At 70.1% G+C, this 18,644-nt stretch carries 13 protein-coding genes; 4 read left to right on the top strand and 9 right to left on the bottom strand.

The features are described from left to right. Positions 1-81 precede the first annotated feature (81 nt). On the top strand, positions 82-984 hold the full coding sequence (gene bla, locus ACY0PA_RS29155) for a class A beta-lactamase (protein ID WP_473080523.1): 903 nt from the start codon (positions 82-84) through the stop codon (positions 982-984). Between the two features lie 93 nt (positions 985-1,077). On the opposite strand, the gene pruA is transcribed toward bla, so the two are convergent. Both pruA and ACY0PA_RS29145 read right to left on the bottom strand, forming a co-directional pair. After that, the gene (pruA, locus tag ACY0PA_RS29150) at positions 1,078-2,709 is read right to left on the bottom strand and encodes an L-glutamate gamma-semialdehyde dehydrogenase (protein ID WP_473080522.1); all 1,632 of its coding nucleotides are present in this window, start codon (positions 2,707-2,709) and stop codon (positions 1,078-1,080) included. Positions 2,710-2,882: 173 nt separating this feature from the next. Beyond that, the gene (locus tag ACY0PA_RS29145; protein ID WP_473080521.1) at positions 2,883-3,809 is read right to left on the bottom strand and encodes a proline dehydrogenase family protein; all 927 of its coding nucleotides are present in this window, start codon (positions 3,807-3,809) and stop codon (positions 2,883-2,885) included. 185 nt (positions 3,810-3,994) lie between these two features. On the opposite strand from ACY0PA_RS29145, the gene ACY0PA_RS29140 reads away from it, so the two are divergent. Next, positions 3,995-5,173: a PucR family transcriptional regulator gene (locus ACY0PA_RS29140; RefSeq protein WP_473080520.1), complete on the top strand. Its 1,179-nt coding sequence runs from the start codon at positions 3,995-3,997 to the stop codon at positions 5,171-5,173. On the opposite strand, the gene ACY0PA_RS29135 is transcribed toward ACY0PA_RS29140, so the two are convergent. Next, positions 5,162-5,743, bottom strand: coding sequence for a TetR/AcrR family transcriptional regulator (locus tag ACY0PA_RS29135; protein ID WP_473080519.1), 582 nt, complete (start codon positions 5,741-5,743; stop codon positions 5,162-5,164). The genes ACY0PA_RS29140 and ACY0PA_RS29135 overlap by 12 nt on opposite strands. 135 nt (positions 5,744-5,878) lie before the next feature. Here ACY0PA_RS29135 and ACY0PA_RS29130 point away from each other — a divergent pair, with 135 nt between their 5' ends. Further along, positions 5,879-7,408, top strand: coding sequence for an MFS transporter (locus tag ACY0PA_RS29130; RefSeq protein ID WP_473080518.1), 1,530 nt, complete (start codon positions 5,879-5,881; stop codon positions 7,406-7,408). Between the two features lie 189 nt (positions 7,409-7,597). On the opposite strand, the gene serA is transcribed toward ACY0PA_RS29130, so the two are convergent. The 6 genes from serA to ACY0PA_RS29100 form a co-directional block, all read right to left on the bottom strand. Then, positions 7,598-9,223, bottom strand: coding sequence for a phosphoglycerate dehydrogenase (serA, locus tag ACY0PA_RS29125; RefSeq protein WP_473080517.1), 1,626 nt, complete (start codon positions 9,221-9,223; stop codon positions 7,598-7,600). A 321-nt stretch (positions 9,224-9,544) separates the two neighbouring features. Then, on the bottom strand, positions 9,545-10,546 hold the full coding sequence (gene ilvC / locus ACY0PA_RS29120; RefSeq protein WP_376259290.1) for a ketol-acid reductoisomerase: 1,002 nt from the start codon (positions 10,544-10,546) through the stop codon (positions 9,545-9,547). A gap of 109 nt (positions 10,547-10,655) precedes the next feature. After that, on the bottom strand, positions 10,656-11,180 hold the full coding sequence (ilvN, locus tag ACY0PA_RS29115; RefSeq protein WP_266559769.1) for an acetolactate synthase small subunit: 525 nt from the start codon (positions 11,178-11,180) through the stop codon (positions 10,656-10,658). Between the two features lie 29 nt (positions 11,181-11,209). Then, entirely contained in the window at positions 11,210-13,054 is a 1,845-nt protein-coding gene (locus ACY0PA_RS29110; protein ID WP_473080516.1) for an acetolactate synthase large subunit, read from the bottom strand. 243 nt (positions 13,055-13,297) lie between these two features. Then, on the bottom strand, positions 13,298-16,126 hold the full coding sequence (locus ACY0PA_RS29105) for a putative bifunctional diguanylate cyclase/phosphodiesterase (protein WP_473080515.1): 2,829 nt from the start codon (positions 16,124-16,126) through the stop codon (positions 13,298-13,300). 426 nt (positions 16,127-16,552) lie between these two features. Continuing rightward, the gene (locus tag ACY0PA_RS29100; protein WP_473080514.1) at positions 16,553-17,503 is read right to left on the bottom strand and encodes a 2-hydroxyacid dehydrogenase; all 951 of its coding nucleotides are present in this window, start codon (positions 17,501-17,503) and stop codon (positions 16,553-16,555) included. A gap of 98 nt (positions 17,504-17,601) precedes the next feature. Between ACY0PA_RS29100 and ACY0PA_RS29095 the strand changes: the two genes are divergently transcribed. Continuing rightward, complete coding sequence (locus ACY0PA_RS29095; RefSeq protein WP_473086470.1) at positions 17,602-18,600, top strand: aldo/keto reductase; 999 nt, start codon at positions 17,602-17,604, stop codon at positions 18,598-18,600. Positions 18,601-18,644: the final 44 nt, after the last annotated feature.

The following is an 18,644-nucleotide window of genomic DNA, read 5'->3' as shown; positions in this document are numbered from 1 at the left end:
GGGCCGTCACAGAAGGGCGCGGGCCTTCGGGCCTGGCGATCCTCGCCGCGTCCCCGAACCCGTTCACGTACCTTCGAGATCATGAATTTACCTCCCTCCCGCAGGACCCTCCTCGGCGCCGCGGCCCTGGCGCCCGTCCTTCTCTCCGTGCCCGGCGCCGCGAGCGCGGCGCCCTCCTCCGATACCGGCGGTGACGCACGGCGGCGGCTGCGCGAGCTGGAGGCGGGCTACCCCGGACGCATCGCAGTGCACGCCCTGCACACCGGCACCGGCGCCGTCCTCGCCTACCGCGCGCACGAACGCTTCGCGATCGCCTCGACGTTCAAGGTGCTCGCCGGAGCGGCGATCCTGCGCAGGTCGCGCGAGGAGGAGCCCGGGCTGCTCGACGTACTGATCCGCTACGGACGCGACGACCTCGTGGCCGCCTCACCCCGCACCGAGATGCATCTCGAAACCGGCATGACGGTAAGGGAGTTGTGCGACGCCGCCATCACGTACAGCGACAACACCGCGGCCAATCTGCTGATGCGCCGGATCGGCGGCCCCGCCGGCGTCACCGCGTTCGCCCGCTCGCTCGGCGACTCCGTAACGCGGCTCGACCGGTGGGAGACCGACCTCAACACGAACATCCCCGGCGACCGGCGGGACACCACGACGCCCGCGGCCATGACCGCGGACCTGCGCGCGCTGGTCCTCGGCGACGCCCTCCACCCGCTCGACCGCGGCCAGCTGACCCGGTGGCTCGTGGAGAACACCACCGGCGACAAGCGGATCCGCGCGGGGCTCCCGCCGGGCTGGCGGGCCGGCGACAAGACCGGGTCGCCCGCCTACGGCGGAGTCAACGACGTGGCCGTGGCCTGGCCGCCGGGCGGCGGGGCTCCCCTGATCGTCTCCGTGTACACGACCCGGCTCGACCCGGACACCCCGGGCGAGGACCGGATCGCCGCCGACATCACCCGCGTCGCCGTGGACGCGCTGCTCTGACCCCGGACACGACACCGCCTCCGACCGGGGTGGGGCCCTGGTCGGAGGCGGGGGCGGGTGGGGGCGGTCCGTGCGGGCCGCCCGGGGTGGGCGTCAGCCCATGTGCGGGTAGCCGTACTCGGTCGGCGGGACCAGCGTCTCCTTGATGGCGCGGGTCAGGGTCCAGCGCTGCAGGTTCTGCGGGGCGCCGGCCTTGTCGTTGGTGCCGGAGGCGCGGCCGCCGCCGAAGGGCTGCTGGCCGACGACGGCGCCGGTCGACTTGTCGTTGATGTAGAAGTTGCCCGCGGCGTAGCGGAGCTTGTCCATCGTGTGCGCGGCGGCGGCGCGGTCGTTCGCGATGACCGAGCCCGTGAGCGCGTAGTCGGAGACGGACTCCATCTGGGCCAGCATCTCGTCGTACTTGGCGTCGTCGTAGACGTGCACGGCGAGGATCGGGCCGAAGTACTCGGTCGTGAAGACCTCGTTCTCCGGGTCGTCGCACTCGATGACGGTCGGGCGGACGAAGTAGCCCACCGAGTCGTCGTAGGTGCCGCCCGCGACGATCGTGCAGGAGTCGTCCGCCTTGGCGCGGTCGATCGCGGCCTTGTTCTTCGCGAAGGAGCGGTCGTCGATGAGGGCGCCGATGAAGTTCGTCAGGTCGGTGACGTCACCCATCTTGATGCCGTCGACCTCGGCCGCGAACTCCTCCTTGAACCCGTCGTTCCAGATGGAGGCCGGGACGTAGGCGCGCGAGGACGCGGAGCACTTCTGGCCCTGGAACTCGAAGGAGCCGCGGGTCAGGGCCGTCTTGAGGATGGCGCGGTCGGCGCTCGGGTGGGCGACGACGAAGTCCTTGCCGCCGGTCTCACCGACGAGCCGCGGGTAGGTGCGGTACTTGTCGATGTTCGTGCCGACCGTCTTCCACAGGTGCTGGAAGGTCTTGGTCGAGCCGGTGAAGTGGATGCCGGCCAGGTCGCGGTGGTTCAGGGCGACCTCGGAGACCGCGATGCCGTCACCGGTGACGAGGTTGATGACGCCCTTGGGCAGACCGGCCTCTTCGAGGAGCTGCATGAGCAGCACGGCGGCGTGCGTCTGCGTCGGGGACGGCTTCCAGACCACCACGTTGCCCATGAGGGCGGGGGCGGTGGGGAGGTTGCCCGCGATGGCGGTGAAGTTGAAGGGCGTGATCGCGTAGACGAAGCCCTCGAGCGGGCGGTGGTCCATGCGGTTCCACACACCGGTGGAGTTCGCCGGGGGCTGCTCGGCGAGGATCTGGCGCGCGTAGTGCACGTTGAAGCGCCAGAAGTCGATGAGCTCACAGGGGGTGTCGATCTCGGCCTGCTGCGCGGTCTTCGACTGGCCGAGCATCGTGGACGCGGCGAGGGTCTCGCGCCACGTCGTGGAGAGCAGCTCGGCTGCGCGCAGGATGATCGCGGCGCGGTCGTCGAAGGACATCGCGCGCCAGGCCGGGGCGGCGGCGAGCGCGGCGTCGATCGCGTCCTGCGCGTCCGCCTGCGTGGCGCCGCGGCCCGTACCGATGACGGCCTTGTGGTTGTGCGGCTGGACGACAGTGAACTCGTCACCGCCACCGAGGCGCTTGACGCCGCCGATGGTCATCGACAGCTCGATCGGGTTCTCGGCCAGCTCCTTGAGCTTGGTCTCGAGGCGCGCCCGCTCCGGGGAACCGGGGGCGTAGCCGTGCACCGGCTCGTTGACGGGAGCGGGGACCTGGGTTACGGCGTCCATGACTTACCTCTTCCGAGTGAATCTCGGGCTTCAGCGGGGAGGATCTGAAACCGCGTCGTACGTTGTCTGGTGGTCAGGGCCTGACCTTCACGAGACCGCGGCGTCGGTCGGGTGAGAAGCCCTTCGGGGCGGAGTCACGAGTCTCTGAACTCCTTTGACACCGTTCATTGCGCTCAGCCCTTGGTGAGGATGGAGCGGGCGAAGAACAGCAGGTTGGCGGGCTTCTCCGCGAGGCGGCGCATGAAGTAGCCGTACCAGTCGGTGCCGTACGCGGTGTAGACGCGCATCCGGTGACCCTCTGCGGCGAGCCGGACGTGCTCGTCGCTGCGGATCCCGTACAGCATCTGGAACTCGTACTCGTCCAGTTTGCGCCCGGCGCGGCGGGCGAGCTCCTGGGTGATGGAGATGAGGCGCGGGTCGTGAGACCCGATCATCGGGTACCCGGCGCCCTCCATCAGAATCTTCAGGATGCGGACGTACGCCTTGTCGATCTCGGCCTTGTCCTGGTACGCGACGGAGGCGGGCTCCTTGTAGGCGCCCTTCACGATGCGTACGCGGCTGCCGGCGGCGGCGAGGCGGGTGGCGTCGTCCTCGGTGCGGAAGAGGTAGGCCTGGATGACGCATCCGGTCTGCGGGAAGTCCTTCCGCAGCTCCTCGTGGATGGCGAACATCGAGTCGAGGGTGGTGTGGTCCTCGGCGTCCAGGGTGACCGTGGTGCCGATCGCGGCGGCGGCCTCGACGACCGGGCGGACGTTGGCGAGGGCCAGCTCGTGGCCTCCCTCCAGCGCCTGGCCGAACATCGACAATTTGACGGACATCTCCGCCTTGGTGCTGAGGCCCAGGTCCTTGAGGTGCGCGACCAGCTCGAGGTAGGCGTCGCGCGCGGCGGCGGCCTGTTCGGGGGTCGTGATGTCCTCGCCGACCACGTCGAGGGTGACCTCGAGGCCCTTGCCGCAGGCGTCCACGACGATCGGCACGACGTCGTCGACGCTCTCACCGGCGATGAACCGGTCGACGACCTGCTTCGTGCCGGGGGCTGCCGAGATGAACCGGCGCATCTTGTCGCTGCGCGAGGCGGCGAGAATCACGGGACCCAGCACGGGCCACCTCCACGGGGAGAGTACGAACGAGTGGCCGTATCGGCGTAAACGAACTGAATCGCAACAGACCGGTACGGCGCGGAGAACCACCGTGAAATCTAAGGATCCCTCCGAGCGTGTGCCATCGACAGCTGTCACGCATCTGTGGCCACCACCTCAGACATTTGTCTGAAGCGTGCGGCGGGGTGCGCGAGAATGGCGGAGTGAAGGGCGACTACCAGGAACTGGTCGACGAGATCTCCGCGCTGCTCAGTGCCCCCGCGACGCTGGAGAACCGGGATTTCGGGCTGATCGCGTTCGGCGCGCACGACAGCGGCAGCCAATTCGACGAATCGACGCTGGACCCCGTACGTACCCGCTCGATCCTGACCCGCCGCTCCACCGCGGCGGTGCGCACGTGGTTCGAGGGCTTCGGCATCGCCCGCGCCACCGGCCCCGTCCGCATCCCGGCGACCCCGGAGGCCGGGGTCTACCGGGGCCGCATCTGCCTTCCCGTACGCCATCGGGGTGTCGTCCTCGGCTATGTGTGGCTGCTCGACGACGACCCGGGGCCGACCGAGCAGCAGCTGACCGCCGCGATGGAGGTGGCGGACCGCATCGGCGCGCTGCTCGCGGACGAGGCGCAGGCGGGCGCCGACCTGACCCGTGAGTTCCGCGAGGTCCTCACAACCGAGCGCGGCTGGCAGCGGGACATGGCAGTGGCGGCCCTGCGCACGGCGCTCGGGTCGCGCGCGGACGGGCTGCACGCGGTGGTGTGCGTCGCGCCGTGGCCGTCGGAGGACCCGGACGACGCGCCTTCCTTCCGTACGATCCCCGCGGCCGACGCCCTGTGCATGGTGCCGTGGGGTGCGGCCGGGCAGGCCCTGGCCCTCCTGGTGCGGCTGCGGTCGGCGGACGCGCCCGGGCCGGCCTTGGCGGCGGCGGCGAAGCTGCGGGAGCGCGCCGGTACGGCGGTCGTCGCGGCGGGTTTCGCGGGCCCGCGGCGTGAGCTGGGCGACCTGGGCGCCGCCTGGCAGGAGGCGACGGCCGCGGCGCGCGCGGCACTCGCCGAGCCGCGTCTCGGCCCGGACGCGCACTGGGCGGCGATCGGCCCGTACCGCCTGCTCACCGCGCTGCCCCCGGACGCGGCGCACGACCCGGTCCTGGCCCCGCTCCTGCTGGCCGCAAACCGCCAACTGGCCCGCACCACCGAGGTGTTCCTCGACTGTGCGGGCCAGGCCGGCCGCACGGCGGCGGAGCTGGGCATCCACCGCCAGACCCTCTACTACCGGCTCTCCCGTGTGGAGCAGCTCACCGGCCTCGACCTGGACGACGGAGAGGACCGGCTGCTGCTGCACATGGGGCTGAAGGCGTCACGCCTGTGACGTGCGCATCGCGTCCAGCAACAGCCGTACGCCCTCGGTGAGTTCGTCGGCGCTGGGCGAGTAGTCCGCGTCGAAGGTGTGCTGGGCGATGAGCCCGAGGACCAGCACCGAGAAGAGCTTCCCGAGCGTGTGCACACTCGGATCGTCGACCGGCGGCTCCTCGCCCATGACCATGCCGATGAGGCCCCGCCCCGCCTCGTGCTGGGCTTGCGCCAGATGCTCGCGCACGACCGGCACCTTGTCGCCCATCGTCACGAGCTCGATGCTCAGGTGCCAGATCGACCCGGGCTTGCCGAGACTGTCGGTGATCCCGGCCATCACAGCCCGGAACCGCTCCAGCGAGCCGGGGGCACCGGGCAGTACGCCCACGTCGCTCCAGTCTTCCGAGGCCCCTTCGGCCAGCGCCACGTACGCCTGCGCGAGCAGCGCGTCCTTCGAGCCGTAGTGGTAGCCGATCGACGCCAGATTCGTCCCGGACTCCTTGACGATGTCGCGCGCCGTCGTGCGCACGAACCCCTTCTCCAGAAGGCAGCGTTTGGCGCCTTCGAGCAGATCCTCGCGATGTCCCATGCCGCCACCGTACCCCCGTTTCATACAGCCGTCCCATACGCGCGTCCCATACGCCCACCCAGGACGAACGTCTTACACAAGCGATCTATACACACGTACTAGACAAGCGTTTAAGACGCCCGTACAGTCCTTCTCATGACGAACTCACCGAGCACCAACTCCCGTGCGGGGCACCGTGAATGGACGGCACTCGCGGTCCTGATGCTTCCGCTGCTCCTCGTCTCGATGGACGTCTCCGTCCTCTACTTCGCGATCCCCTCCATCAGCGCGGACCTCGAGCCGACCGGCACCCAGCAGCTGTGGATCTTCGACATCTACGCGTTCGTGCTCGCCGGCCTGCTGATGACGATGGGCTCCCTCGGCGACCGCATCGGCCGCCGCAAGCTCCTGATGATCGGCGCCACCGCCTTCGGCGCCGCCTCCGTCTGCGCGGCCTACGCGAACAGCGCGGAGATGCTCATCGCGGCCCGCGCACTCCTCGGCATCGGCGGCGCGACCCTGATGCCCACGACGATGGCGCTGGTGCGCAACATGTTCCGCGACGACAAACAGCGCGCGACGGCCATCGGCATCTGGTCCGGCGTCATGACCGGAGGCATCGCGCTCGGCTCGGTGATGAGCGGCATCCTCGTCGAGCACTTCTGGTGGGGCTCGGTCTTCCTCGTCAACCTGCCCGCGATGGCCCTGCTCCTGCTGCTCGCCCCGGTCCTGCTCCCCGAGTTCAAGGACCCGCAGCCGGGCCGCTTCGACCTCCTGAGCGTCCCGCTGTCGATGGCCGCGGTGCTCCCCCTCGTCTACGGCATCAAGGAGATCCCCTCCGAGGGCTTCGAGCCGCTCTACGTCGCCTCGATCGTGGTGGGCCTCGTCTTCGCCGCCCTGTTCGTACGCCGCCAGCGCACCGTCGAGTCACCGATGATCTCGCCGGCCCTCTTCCGGGGCCGCGGCTTCGGCCCCGCTGTCACCCTCAACCTCATCTCGGCCTTCGCGATGATGGGTTCGGCGTACTTCACCACGCAGTACCTCCAGGCCGTCCTCGGCAAGAGCGCGCTCGAAGCGGCGCTGTGGGCGCTCGCGCCGACCGTCTTCATCGGCCTCGCCGCCCCCCTCGCGACGGTCCTCGTGCAGCGGGGCGTGCACCGCGGGTCCGTCGTCACCGTCGGCTTCCTGACCAGCGCCTGCGGCTACGGCCTCCTGACGCTGACCGGCACGGACTCCCTGTGGACCGCCCTGGCCGGCGCGGGTGTGCTCGCCTCCGGCGCGGTGATCGTGGGCTCCCAGCTCACGGACCTGGCGCTCGGCGCGGCCCCGGCGGAGAAGGCGGGCGCGGCGTCGTCCCTCCTCGAGACGGGCCAGGAGTTCGGCGGCGCCCTCGGCATGGCCGTCCTGGGCTCGATCGGTACGGCGGTCTACCGCCACGAGATCGGCGACGCGCCGGCCGAGGCGAAGGAGACACTGGGCGGAGCGCTCGCGGTGGCGCAGCACCTGCCGGGCCGGGCGGGCGACGCGCTCCTCACATCGGCCCGGGAAGCGTTCACGAGCGGCATGCACATCGCCGCGGTGGCGGGCGGGGTGGTCCTGCTGGGGGCGGCGGTGCTCGCGGCGCGGGGCCTGAAGGGGGTGGCCGTCCCTCAGCCGGAGCCGGAGCCGGAGCGGGCGTCGGTCTGAATCTGTCCCAGGCCCGCCCCTTCCCGAATGTCCTCAAACGCCGGACGGGCTGAAATGCAGCCCGTCCGGCGCCCCGGACCGGGGTCCGGGGCGGAGCCCGGGGACTTTCGGGAAGGGGCGGGGTGGAGGAGAAAAAGTAGGGCCCGAGCCCCCCACAAGGGTGACTCGGGCCCCACCACGTACCAAGAATTAGTCAGCCAGGTTCACGGAGCGCGCGGACGTCGCGCCGATCTCGTCACCCAGCTCACTGAGCACCCCGGCGGGAACCGTGTCGTCGACGGTCAGGACGGCCAGCGCCTCGCCGCCCACGTTCGCACGGGCGACCTGCATACCGGCGATGTTGATGCCCGCCTCGCCGAGCACACGGCCCACGGTGCCGACGACACCGGGACGGTCCTCGTAGCTCAGGACGACCATGTGGTCGGCCAGGGCGAGGTCCACGTCGTACTCGCCGATGGCGACGATCTTCTGGAGGTGCTTGGGGCCGGCCAGCGTGCCGGAGACGGAGATCTCCTCGCCGCCGGTCAGCGTGCCGCGCACGGTGACGACGTTGCGGTGGTCCGGGGACTCGGAGCTGGTGGTGAGGCGGACCTCGACACCGCGCTCCTGTGCGAACAGCGGAGCGTTCACGTACGACACCGTCTCGTCGACGACGTCCTCGAACACGCCCTTCAGAGCGGAGAGTTCGAGCACCTTCACGTCGTGCTGCGTGATCTCGCCGTAGACCTCGACGTCGAGGCGGGCCGCGACCTCGCCCGCGAGCGCGGTGAAGATCCGGCCGAGCTTCTCGGCGAGCGGCAGGCCCGGCTTGACGTCCTCGGCGATGACGCCGCCCTGGACGTTCACCGCGTCCGGCACGAGCTCACCGGCGAGCGCGAGTCGCACGGAGCGGGCGACGGCGATACCGGCCTTCTCCTGCGCCTCGTCCGTGGAGGCACCGAGGTGCGGGGTGGCCACGACCTGGTCGAACTCGAACAGCGGGGAGTCCGTGCAGGGCTCCTTGGCGTACACGTCGAGGCCGGCGCCGGCGACGCGGCCCTCCTTGAGCGCCGAGTACAGCGCCGCCTCGTCGACGATCCCGCCGCGCGCGGCGTTGACGATGCGGACGGTCGGCTTGACCTTGCGCAGCGCGTCGTCGCCGATGAGGCCGACCGTCTCGGGGGTCTTGGGGAGGTGCACGGTGATGAAGTCGGACACCTCGAGCAGCTCGTCGAGGGTGAGGACCTTGACGCCCATCTGGGCGGCGCGCGCGGGCTGCACGTACGGGTCGTACGCGACGACCTTCATGCCGAAGGCCGACATGCGCTGCGCGACGAGCGCGCCGATGCGGCCGAGGCCGACGACGCCGAGGGTCTTCTCGGCCAGCTCGACACCCGTGTACTTGGAGCGCTTCCACTCGCCGGCCTTGAGGGCCTGGCTGCCCTGCGGGATGTTGCGCGCGGTGGCGATGAGCAGGCCGCAGGCGAGCTCGGCGGCGGTCACGATGTTGGAGGTCGGGGCATTGACGACCATCACGCCGGCCTTGGTGGCGGCGGAGACGTCGACGTTGTCGAGGCCGACGCCGGCTCGTGCGACGACCTTCAGCTTCTTCGCGGCGGCGATCGCCTCGGCGTCGACCTTGGTGGCCGAGCGGATCAGGATCGCGTCGACATCGGCGATGGCCGGGAGCAGCTCGGCCCGGTCTCCGCCGTTGCACTGGCGGATCTCGAAGTCAGGGCCAAGCGCGTCTACGGTCGCGGGAGACAGCTCTTCCGCGATGAGTACGACAGGTTTGCCGGTTGCAGCAGTGCTCACGTGAGTCCTCACAAGTCCCATTGCGGACGGCCGTCCCGACGGCCGCAGGCGGTGGAGGGGTGTCAGCGGCGCCGGGGAAGTGCGGGTGCGTTCCCGCGTCGTTCGCAGACGCCGGGGCGTGCATGCACTTCTTCGATGTCGCTGTGCCGCGTGGTAGACGCACGACGCTGTGGGCCCGACGCGTATGTGTTCTGCAGTCTAGTGGCGCTTCGGAGGTGGTCCTGCGCCTCCACGGAAGGATCACCCGTCCGTGGCTGGACACGGTGGACAACCAAGTTGACGCGGGCCGTCCACCTCGACGAGGGGGCAGGGGCGAATGCCCCGGCCCCCTCGTCGCAAGGCTTACGCCTCGTCGTTGTCCACCCAGCTCATGAGCTTGCGGAGCTCCTTGCCGGTGGTCTCCAGGAGGTGGTTCTCGTCCTGGGTCTTGTACTCGTTGTACTTCTTCAGGCCCGAGTGGTACTCGTCCATCCAGTTCTTGGCGAACGTGCCGTCCTGGATCTCGGCGAGGACCTTCTTCATCTCGGCCTTGGTGGCGTCCGTGATGATGCGCGGGCCGGTGACGTAGTCGCCCCACTCGGCGGTCTCGGAGATCGACCAGCGCATCTTCTCCAGGCCGCCCTCGTACATGAGGTCGACGATGAGCTTCAGCTCGTGGAGGCACTCGAAGTACGCGATCTCCGGCTGGTAGCCGGCCTCGGTCAGCGTCTCGAAGCCCGCCTTGACCAGCGCGGCGGTGCCACCGCAGAGAACGGCCTGCTCGCCGAACAGGTCGGTCTCGGTCTCCTCGGTGAAGGTCGTCTTGATGACGCCGGCGCGGGTGCCGCCAATGCCCTTCGCGTAGGAGAGGGCCAGCGCGAAGCCGTTGCCCGTGGCGTCCTGCTCGACGGCCGCGATGCACGGAACGCCGCGGCCCTCTTCGTACTGACGGCGCACCAGGTGACCCGGGCCCTTGGGCGCGACCATCGCCACGTCCACGTTGGCCGGGGGCTTGATGAAGCCGTAGCGGATGTTGAGGCCGTGGCCGAAGAACAGCGCGTCGCCGTCCTTCAGGTTGTCCTTGATGGACTCCTCGTAGACCTGGGCCTGGATCGGGTCCGGGACCAGGATCATGATGACGTCGGCCTCGGCGGCGGCCTCGGACGGCGTCACGACGCGCAGGCCCTGCTCCTCGGCCTTGGCCTTGGACTTGGAGCCCTCGTGCAGACCGACGCGGACGTCGACACCGGAGTCACGGAGCGACAGCGCGTGGGCGTGGCCCTGGCTGCCGTAACCGATCACCGCGACCTTGCGGCCCTGGATGATGGACAGGTCGGCATCGTCGTCGTAGAACAGCTCGGCCACTGGATTTTCTCCTTGGTGTGCAGGTGTTGCGTCCCACCGTACGGCGGGATTGCGGAGGGAAGTTTTCGGGTCTCGGTATACGAGAGGGTGCTCGAAGGCACCTGGGGGCTCAGGCCGTGCGGTCGAGCGCCCGCAGGCTCCGGTCGGTGATGGAGCGCGAGCCGCGGCCGACCGCGATGGTGCCCGACTGGACGAGCTCCTTGATGCCGAAGGGTTCCAGCATCTTGAGCATGGCTTCCAGCTTGTCGCTGGAGCCGGTGGCCTCGATGGTGACGGCCTCCGGGGAGACGTCCACGGTCTTGGCGCGGAACAGCTGGACGATCTCGACGATCTGCGAGCGCGTCTCGTTGTCGGCGCGGATCTTGGCGAGGACGAGCTCACGCTGGACGGCGTGGCCCTGCTCCAGTTCGACGATCTTCAGGACGTTGACCAGCTTGTTGAGCTGCTTCGTGACCTGTTCGAGCGGCAGGTCCTCGACATTCACCACGATGGTGATGCGGGAGATGTCGGGGTGCTCGGTGACGCCGACCGCCAGGGAGTCGATGTTGAACCCGCGGCGGGAGAACAGTGCGGTGATCCGGGCGAGGACACCGGGCTTGTTCTCGACCAGGACGGAGAGCGTGTGCTTGGACATGGCTCTTGGTCTCTCTTTCGCTCTCGGTCTCAGTCGTCTTCGTTGTCGCCGAAGTCGGGGCGGACCCCGCGGGCGGCCATGACTTCGTCGTTGGAGGTGCCGGCGGCGACCATCGGCCACACCATGGCATCCTCGTGGACGATGAAGTCCACGACGACGGGGCGGTCGTTGATGGAGTTGGCCTCGGCGATGACCTTGTCCAGGTCCTCGGGGCGCTCACAGCGGATGGCGTGGCAGCCCATGGCCTCGGACAGCTTCACGAAGTCCGGGACCCGCGTGCCCTTGGCCTCCGGGTTGACGTCGTCGGGGCCGCTGTGCAGGACGGTGTTGGAGTAGCGCTGGTTGTAGAACAGCGTCTGCCACTGGCGGACCATGCCGAGGGCGCCGTTGTTGATGACGGCGACCTTGATCGGGATGTTGTTGAGCGCGCAGGTGGTCAGTTCCTGATTGGTCATCTGGAAGCAGCCGTCGCCGTCGATCGCCCAGACCGTGCGGTCGGGCTGACCGGCCTTGGCGCCCATCGCGGCCGGCACCGAGTAGCCCATCGTTCCGGCGCCGCCGGAGTTGAGCCAAGTGGCGGGCTTCTCGTACTGGATGAAGTGCGCGGCCCACATCTGGTGCTGGCCGACGCCCGCGGCGAAGATCGTGCCCTCGGGCGCGAGCTGGCCGATCCGCTCGATGACGTTCTGCGGCGAGAGCGAGCCGTCCTCGGGCTGGTCGTAGCCCAGCGGGTAGGTGTCGCGCCAGCGGTTGAGGTCCTTCCACCAGGCGCTGTAGTCACCCTTGTGGCCCTCGCTGTGCTCCTTCTGCACGGCCTGGACCAGGTCGGCGATGACCTCGCGGGCGTCACCGACGATCGGCACGTCGGCGACGCGGTTCTTGCCGATCTCGGCCGGGTCGATGTCGGCGTGGACGATCTTCGCGAACGGGGCGAAGCTGTCCAGCTTGCCGGTGACGCGGTCGTCGAAGCGGGCTCCGAGGGCGACGATCAGGTCGGCCTTCTGCAGCGCGGTGACGGCGGTGACCGCACCGTGCATGCCCGGCATTCCCACGTGCAGCGGGTGGCTGTCGGGGAATGCGCCGAGCGCCATCAGGGTGGTGGTGACGGGCGCTCCGGTGAGTTCCGCGAGGACCTTCAGCTCGGCGGTGGCGTGTGCCTTGAGGACACCGCCGCCGACGTAGAGGACGGGCCGCTTCGCGGCGGTGATCAGCTTCGCGGCCTCGCGGATCTGCTTGGCGTGCGGCTTGGTCACCGGGCGGTAGCCGGGCAGGTCCTGCTGCTGCGGCCAGGAGAACGTGGTCTGCGCCTGCAGGAGGTCCTTCGGGATGTCCACGAGGACCGGGCCGGGGCGACCGGTCGAGGCGATGTGGAAGGCCTCCGCGATCGCCTTCGGGATGTCCTCGGCCTTGGTCACGAGGAAGCTGTGCTTGGTGATGGGCATCGTGATGCCGACGATGTCCGCCTCCTGGAAGGCGTCCGTACCGATCGCGGCGGACACGACCTGACCGGTGATCGCGACCAGCGGCACCGAGTCCATGTACGCGTCGGCGATCGGCGTCACCAGGTTGGTGGCACCCGGACCCGACGTCGCCATGCAGACGCCGACCTTGCCGGTGGCCTGCGCGTAACCCGTCGCCGCGTGGCCCGCACCCTGCTCGTGGCGGACGAGGACGTGACGGACCTTCTTGGAGTCCATCATCGGGTCGTACGCGGGAAGGATCGTGCCGCCGGGAATGCCGAAGACGGTGTCTACCCCGACCTCCTCGAGCGCACGGATGAGGGACTTCGCACCCGTGACGTGCTCGACGGGGGCGGACTGCTGTCCTCGGGGCCGCGGCTGCGGATGGTGGGCCCCGGTGGCCTGCTCGGTCATCGGCATTCTCTTCTCGATGCTGAGGGTTTTTGCGAGGTTTGTGCGGTGTTCAGTTACTGGACTACACGCGCTTGTGCAACAAAAAACCCCTCGTGCCGTGAGGCAAGCGAGGGGAGCGCGCCGGGTGCGGTAGCTGGGATCCGGTGTTCGGACCGGTGGGCCCCAGCTTCAGCCGACGCGCTTTCCAAGTACGAGAATTCGGGTGCGCATGGCATTGACCCTCTCTCCGGCGCGCTATGCGTGTCAAGTAGGTGGGACGGGGGTCTCATTATGTGAGCGGAGCAGGGTCGTCCGGCCGGACGGCAACGGTGCGCCCGCGAACACCGGCTCGGCCGGACCGCTCGGCACCGGGTAGTTCCCCGAGGCCAGCGCGCGGCGCAGCCGGTACTCGTCGAGCGGCCCGGAGAAGGCCATCCCCTGTCCATGTGTGCATCCCATGGAGCGCAGTGCGACGACCTGCTCGGGCAGGTCGACGCCGTCGGCCACGGAACTCAGGCCGAGGTCGCCGGCGATGCGCAGCAGACCACTGGTGATCTTGTGCAGACGGGCGGACTCCACCACCCCTTCCACGAGGCTGCGGTCGAGTCTCAGCACATCGACAGGGAGCCTGCGCAGCGCCGTGATGGCCGCGTATCCGCTGCCGAAGCCGTCGAGGGCGATCCGGATACCCAGTCGGCGCAGCGCGGTGAGACGGCGTTCCAGCTCGTCCAGGGGCACCCTGGGTTCACTGTCGGCCAGCTCGATGACCAGCGCGCCCGAGGGCAGCCCGTGCCGGGTCAGGAGCGCCTCGATGGAGCCGAGAGGCAGCGACCGGTCGAGGAGCCTGCGGGCGCTGATCCGGACGGCCACGGGTACGGCATGGCCTCGGCGCCCGCGCTCGGCGGCCTGCTCGACGGCCTCCTCCAGCATCCAGCGGCCGAGCTCGGCGGTGCGCTCGCCCTCCTCTGCGGTGCGCAGGAACTCGGCGGGCGTGAACAGGATGCCCTGGGTCGAGCGCCAGCGGGCCTGCGCGGCGACCGACGTGATCCGGCCCGTGTCCAGGGAGACCACCGGCTGGTGCAGCAGGGCGAACTCACCCTCGTGCAGGGCGGTGCGCAGCCGCGTGGCGAGCTCCGCCTTGCGCACGACGTCGGCCTGCATCTGGGGCGCGTACAGCTCCACCCGGCCCTTTCCGGCGGCCTTCGCCCGGTACATCGCCAGGTCCGCGTTGCGCAGCAACTCGCCTGCGGATACGTCGGGTTCGGCGAAGGCGACACCGATGGAGGCGGCCACCCGGACATCGTTGCCGTCGATGGTGTACGGCTGGGAGAGGGTGATCCTGAGGCGGTCCGCGAGCTCGTAGATGTGCTGCTCACGTGCGGTGTCGTCGCGGCTTCCGTCGCCGACGACCAGCGCCGCGAACTCGTCGCCTCCCAGACGGGCGGCGGTGTCTCCCGAGCGCACGGATTCGGCCAGCCGCCGGGCGGCCTGGACGAGGAGCTCGTCGCCCGCCTGGTGGCCGATGGTGTCGTTGACCTGTTTGAAGCCGTCGAGGTCGATGAAGAGGACGGCCGTGCCGTGGTCGGTGGCGCGGCGGCCTCCCAGCGCGCGGCCGACCCGCTTGGTGAACAGGGCGCGGTTGGGCAGGTCGGTGAGCGGGTCGTGCTCGGCGTTGTGCTGCAACTGCGCCTGCAGACGCACCCGTTCGGTGACGTCCCGGCTGTTGAGGATGAGGCCGCCGTGGTGGCGGTTCACCGTCGACTCCACGTTCAGCCAGGCTCCGGCACCGGAGCGGAAGCGGCACTCGATACGGGTCGTGGGCTCCTCGATCTGGCTCGCCGCGAGGAAGCGGCGCAGCTCGTGGACCACGCGCCCGAGGTCCTCGGGATGGATGATCGAGGCGAGCTCGGACCCGACGAGTTCCTCGGCGTCGCGCCCGTAGACCCCGGCGGCGGCCGGGCTGACGTATCTGAGGATGCCGTTCGGAGCGGCGATCATGATGACGTCGCTGGAGCCCTGCACCAGGGAGCGGAAGTGGTTCTCCTTCTGCGCCAGCTCCTGGGTGAGGGTGATGTTGTCGAGGAGCATGATGCCCTGGCGCACGACGAGGGCCAGGACGACGGTGCATGCCGTGAAGAGGACCACGCGGTCCACCCTGTGGCCGTTCAGGACGTTGTAGAGAATCCCCAACGTGCAGACGGCGGCGGCCAGATAGGGCGTGAGCGCCGCGAGCGATCCGGAGATGGGGCGGGTGACCTGGTAGCGCGTGAACGCGGGCCCTCCGCCGTGCTCCCCGCGCCGCGGCCCCACCCAGGGCGCGTACGCGAGCAGCAGCGATCCGGCGAACCAGCCGGCGTCGAGGATCTCCCCCGAGTGGTAACTCGCGTGCAGCAGGGGCGAGGTGAACAAGGCATCGCACATCACGGTCAGGGCGAGCGCGCCGATCGCGGTGTTCACCGCCGTGCGGTTGCCGGGCGAACGGCGGAAGTGCAGCGCGAGCACCATGCTGACGAGCACGATGTCGAGGAGCGGGTACGCGAGGGAGAGCGCGGTACGGGTGACGCTCTGCCCCTCGAACCGCGCGGTGTGCGCGAGGGCGAGGCTCCAGGACAGCGTGATCAGCGAGCCGGCGATGAGCCAGGAGTCGAGCGCGAGACAGACCCACCCGGCCTTGGTGAAGGGCCGCTTGGCGAGGACGAGCAGTCCGACGATGGCGGGCGGTGCGAAGCACAGGAAGAAGAGGTCGGCGAGGCTCGGGGTCGGCACCGGGCGCTGGAGGACGACCTCGTACCAGCCCCACACCCCGTTTCCCAGGGAGGCCATGGCGGAGGAGACCGCGAACAGGATCCAGGCCGGTCGAAAGCGGCTGTGCCGGCTGCGTGCGTACGCGTAGTTCGACACGGCGGCGACCGCGGCGGCGGCGCTGAGTCCGAAGTCGCCCATGAACAGGGCGAGTCGGTCGGATCCCCAGCCGAGCACGGACCCGGTGGCGTACCCGGCGCACAGGAGCGCGAGCGTGAGCTGAGAGCCGAGGCCGGCCCCTCCGCGCTGAAACAGGCGGCGGCTGGTGACCACGATTCCGGGGGCGCTCACGGGGACACTCCGGTCCGTGCCGCCCCCGTGTCCCGGTGTCCGTGCTCTGCTTGAGGCCTCCGGCGTCCGCCGCTCCTGTGGCGTCCGCCCCTGCGGCCGCCGTGGCAGCTGGGCCGGCTTGTGCGGACCGGTGCGCGCGCGGGTCGCCGCCGGCGGCCCCGCCGCGTCGGATCGTCAGCCCATTGGCCGTGCATCGCCCGTCGCCCCCCTCACAGTCCCGGTCGGTCCCCGGCGCCGAACTCTCCACGGCGCTGCCCCAGTCGGGACGATACACCAGACTCGTCACTCAGGGACATAGTGTCTCTACTCTCCGTGACGACCAGCGGCGATGCGCGCACGGGGCGCATCCGGCCGGGCGCGGAGCGTGTGCGGGGGCATGTGAAGTCGGGCCGGGAGGCGGCGGATGGGCCTCTGTGGAGCCCGCCCTCAGTCCGTCGTCAGGACGACGTTCTCGAGCGGTTCTCCCGCCGCGAACCGGGTCAGCTGCGCGGCGAGCAGGCGCTTGGCCCGCGGCCAGAAGGCGGATGTGGAGCCGCCTACGTGCGGGCTGACGAGTACTCCCGGAGCGTGCCACAGCGGGTGCCCCTGGGGCAGGGGTTCGGGATCGGTGACGTCGAGGGCGGCGGTGATCCGGCCGCTCTCCAGTTCGGTCAGGAGCGCCTCGGTGTCCACGACGGCCCCGCGCGCGACGTTCACGAGGAGGGCGCCGTCCTTGAGTCGTGCCAGGAAGGCTGCGTTCGCGAGGCCTCGCGTCGCCTCGTTGAGCGGCGTCGAAAGGATCACCACGTCCGCGTCGGGGAGCAGGGCGGGCAGTTCGGTGAGCGGGTGCACGAGGCCGCGTGCGGTCGTGCGGGCGGAGCGTGCGACGCGCACCACCCGCGCGCACTCGAAGGGAGCGAGCCGGTCCTCGATGGCGGAGCCGATCGACCCGTACCCGATGATCAGTACGTTCTTGTCGGCGAGCGCCGGATAGAAGCCGGAGCGCCACTCCTCGCTCTCCTGTCCTCGCACGAAGCCCGGGATGCCCCTCAGGGACGCCAGGATCAGGGCGAGGGTGAGCTCGGCGGTGCTCGCCTCGTGCACACCGCGCGCGTTGCACAGCCGCACGCCCGACGGGAGCGACTTGAGGCCTCCCTGTACGTGGTCGACGCCGGCGGAGAGCGTCTGTACGGCCCGTACGGACGTCATCTCGGCCATGGGCCGTACGCCGACGTCCGCGCCCTTCATGTAGGGGACCACGTAGAAGGCGCAGTCGGCCGGGTCGGCGGGGAAGTCGGGGCCGCCGTCCCAGAAGCAATAGTTGAGCCCCTCGGGAAGCCCGGGGACCTCGTCCTCACGGAACGGGAGCCATACGTCGGCGGATACCTCAGCACTCATGGTCAGGAGGCTAATGGGAGGTGGGCTGTGCGCGGCGGGCCGGGTCCCAGAGGTTAGTTTGGGTGCCTCTCGAACTCGCAGGGGGAGGTTACTTCCAGGTGGAGCGCAGGACGATCGGGGCGGCAGCGCTCGAGGTGGGCGCGATCGGACTCGGGTGCATGCCGATGAGCTGGGCCTATACCGGCTCGCGGCAGCGGGGGGACGAGTCCGTACGCACCGTGCATGCCGCGCTGGACCGGGGGTCGACCCTGCTGGACACGGCGGACATGTACGGGCCGTTCACGAACGAGTTGCTGCTCGGACGGGTCCTGAAGGAGCGCCGCGGCGACGCCTTCGTGTCGACCAAGTGCGGGCTGCTCGTCGGTGAGCAGCACATCGTCGCCAACGGCCGGCCCGGGTATGTGAAGCGGGCCTGCGACGCGTCGCTGCGGCGGCTCCAGACGGACACGATCGATCTGTACCAGTTGCACCGCGCCGACCCCGAGGTGCCCGTCGAGGAGACGTGGGGCGCCATGGCGGAGCTCGTGGGCGCGGGAAAGGTGCGGGCGCTCGGGCTGTGCGCGGTGGGGGCGCGGGCGACGCGGCGGGGCAGGGCCGGGCTGCATGCGGGAACGATCCGGCAACTGGAGCGGGTGCAGCAGGTGTTCCCGGTCAGCGCGGTCGAGGCCGAGCTCTCGGTGTGGTCACCCGAGGCCCTGGAGACACTGCTGCCGTGGTGCGAGACACGGGGCGTGGGGTTCCTCGCCGCGATGCCTCTGGGCAACGGCTTCCTCACGGGCACGCTGACGCCCGGGCAGGGCTTCGAACCGGACGATCTGCGGGCCCGGCATCCCCGGTTCACCGCGGAGATGATGGCGGCCAACCAGCCGATCGTGGCGGGCCTGCGCCGGATCGCCGCGCGGCACGGGGAAGGGGTGACTCCGGCGCAGGTGGCGCTGGCGTGGGTGCTGGGGCGCGGGCGGCATGTGGTGCCGGTGCCGGGTGCCAAGCGGGAGCGCTGGGCGGCGCAGAACGCGGAGGCTGCGCAGCTGCGGCTCACTGACCGTGACGTGGCGGAGATCGGGGGGCTGCCGCGGGCTCGGGGGTCTTGGGACTGAGGCTCGGGGTGCTTGTTCTTCGGGGCTGTGCGAGCGGCGGGCGG

It is taken from the genome of Streptomyces sp. DS1-CR2, from assembly GCF_055760475.1.
Note: the sequence above shows the minus strand (reverse complement) of the source record. Positions and strands in the feature narration are given on the sequence as shown.

What these genes read in the sequence shown, in the direction of transcription:
- bla (WP_473080523.1), top strand. Translation starts at nt 82, where the DNA reads ATGAATTTACCTCCCTCCCGCAGGACCCTCCTCGGCGCCGCGGCCCTG.
- pruA (WP_473080522.1), bottom strand. Translation starts at nt 2,709, where the DNA reads ATGGACGCCGTAACCCAGGTCCCCGCTCCCGTCAACGAGCCGGTGCAC.
- ACY0PA_RS29135 (WP_473080519.1), bottom strand. Translation starts at nt 5,743, where the DNA reads ATGGGACATCGCGAGGATCTGCTCGAAGGCGCCAAACGCTGCCTTCTG.
- ACY0PA_RS29130 (WP_473080518.1), top strand. Translation starts at nt 5,879, where the DNA reads ATGACGAACTCACCGAGCACCAACTCCCGTGCGGGGCACCGTGAATGG.
- serA (WP_473080517.1), bottom strand. Translation starts at nt 9,223, where the DNA reads ATGGGACTTGTGAGGACTCACGTGAGCACTGCTGCAACCGGCAAACCT.
- ilvN (WP_266559769.1), bottom strand. Translation starts at nt 11,180, where the DNA reads ATGTCCAAGCACACGCTCTCCGTCCTGGTCGAGAACAAGCCCGGTGTC.
- ACY0PA_RS29110 (WP_473080516.1), bottom strand. Translation starts at nt 13,054, where the DNA reads ATGACCGAGCAGGCCACCGGGGCCCACCATCCGCAGCCGCGGCCCCGA.
- ACY0PA_RS29100 (WP_473080514.1), bottom strand. Translation starts at nt 17,503, where the DNA reads ATGAGTGCTGAGGTATCCGCCGACGTATGGCTCCCGTTCCGTGAGGAC.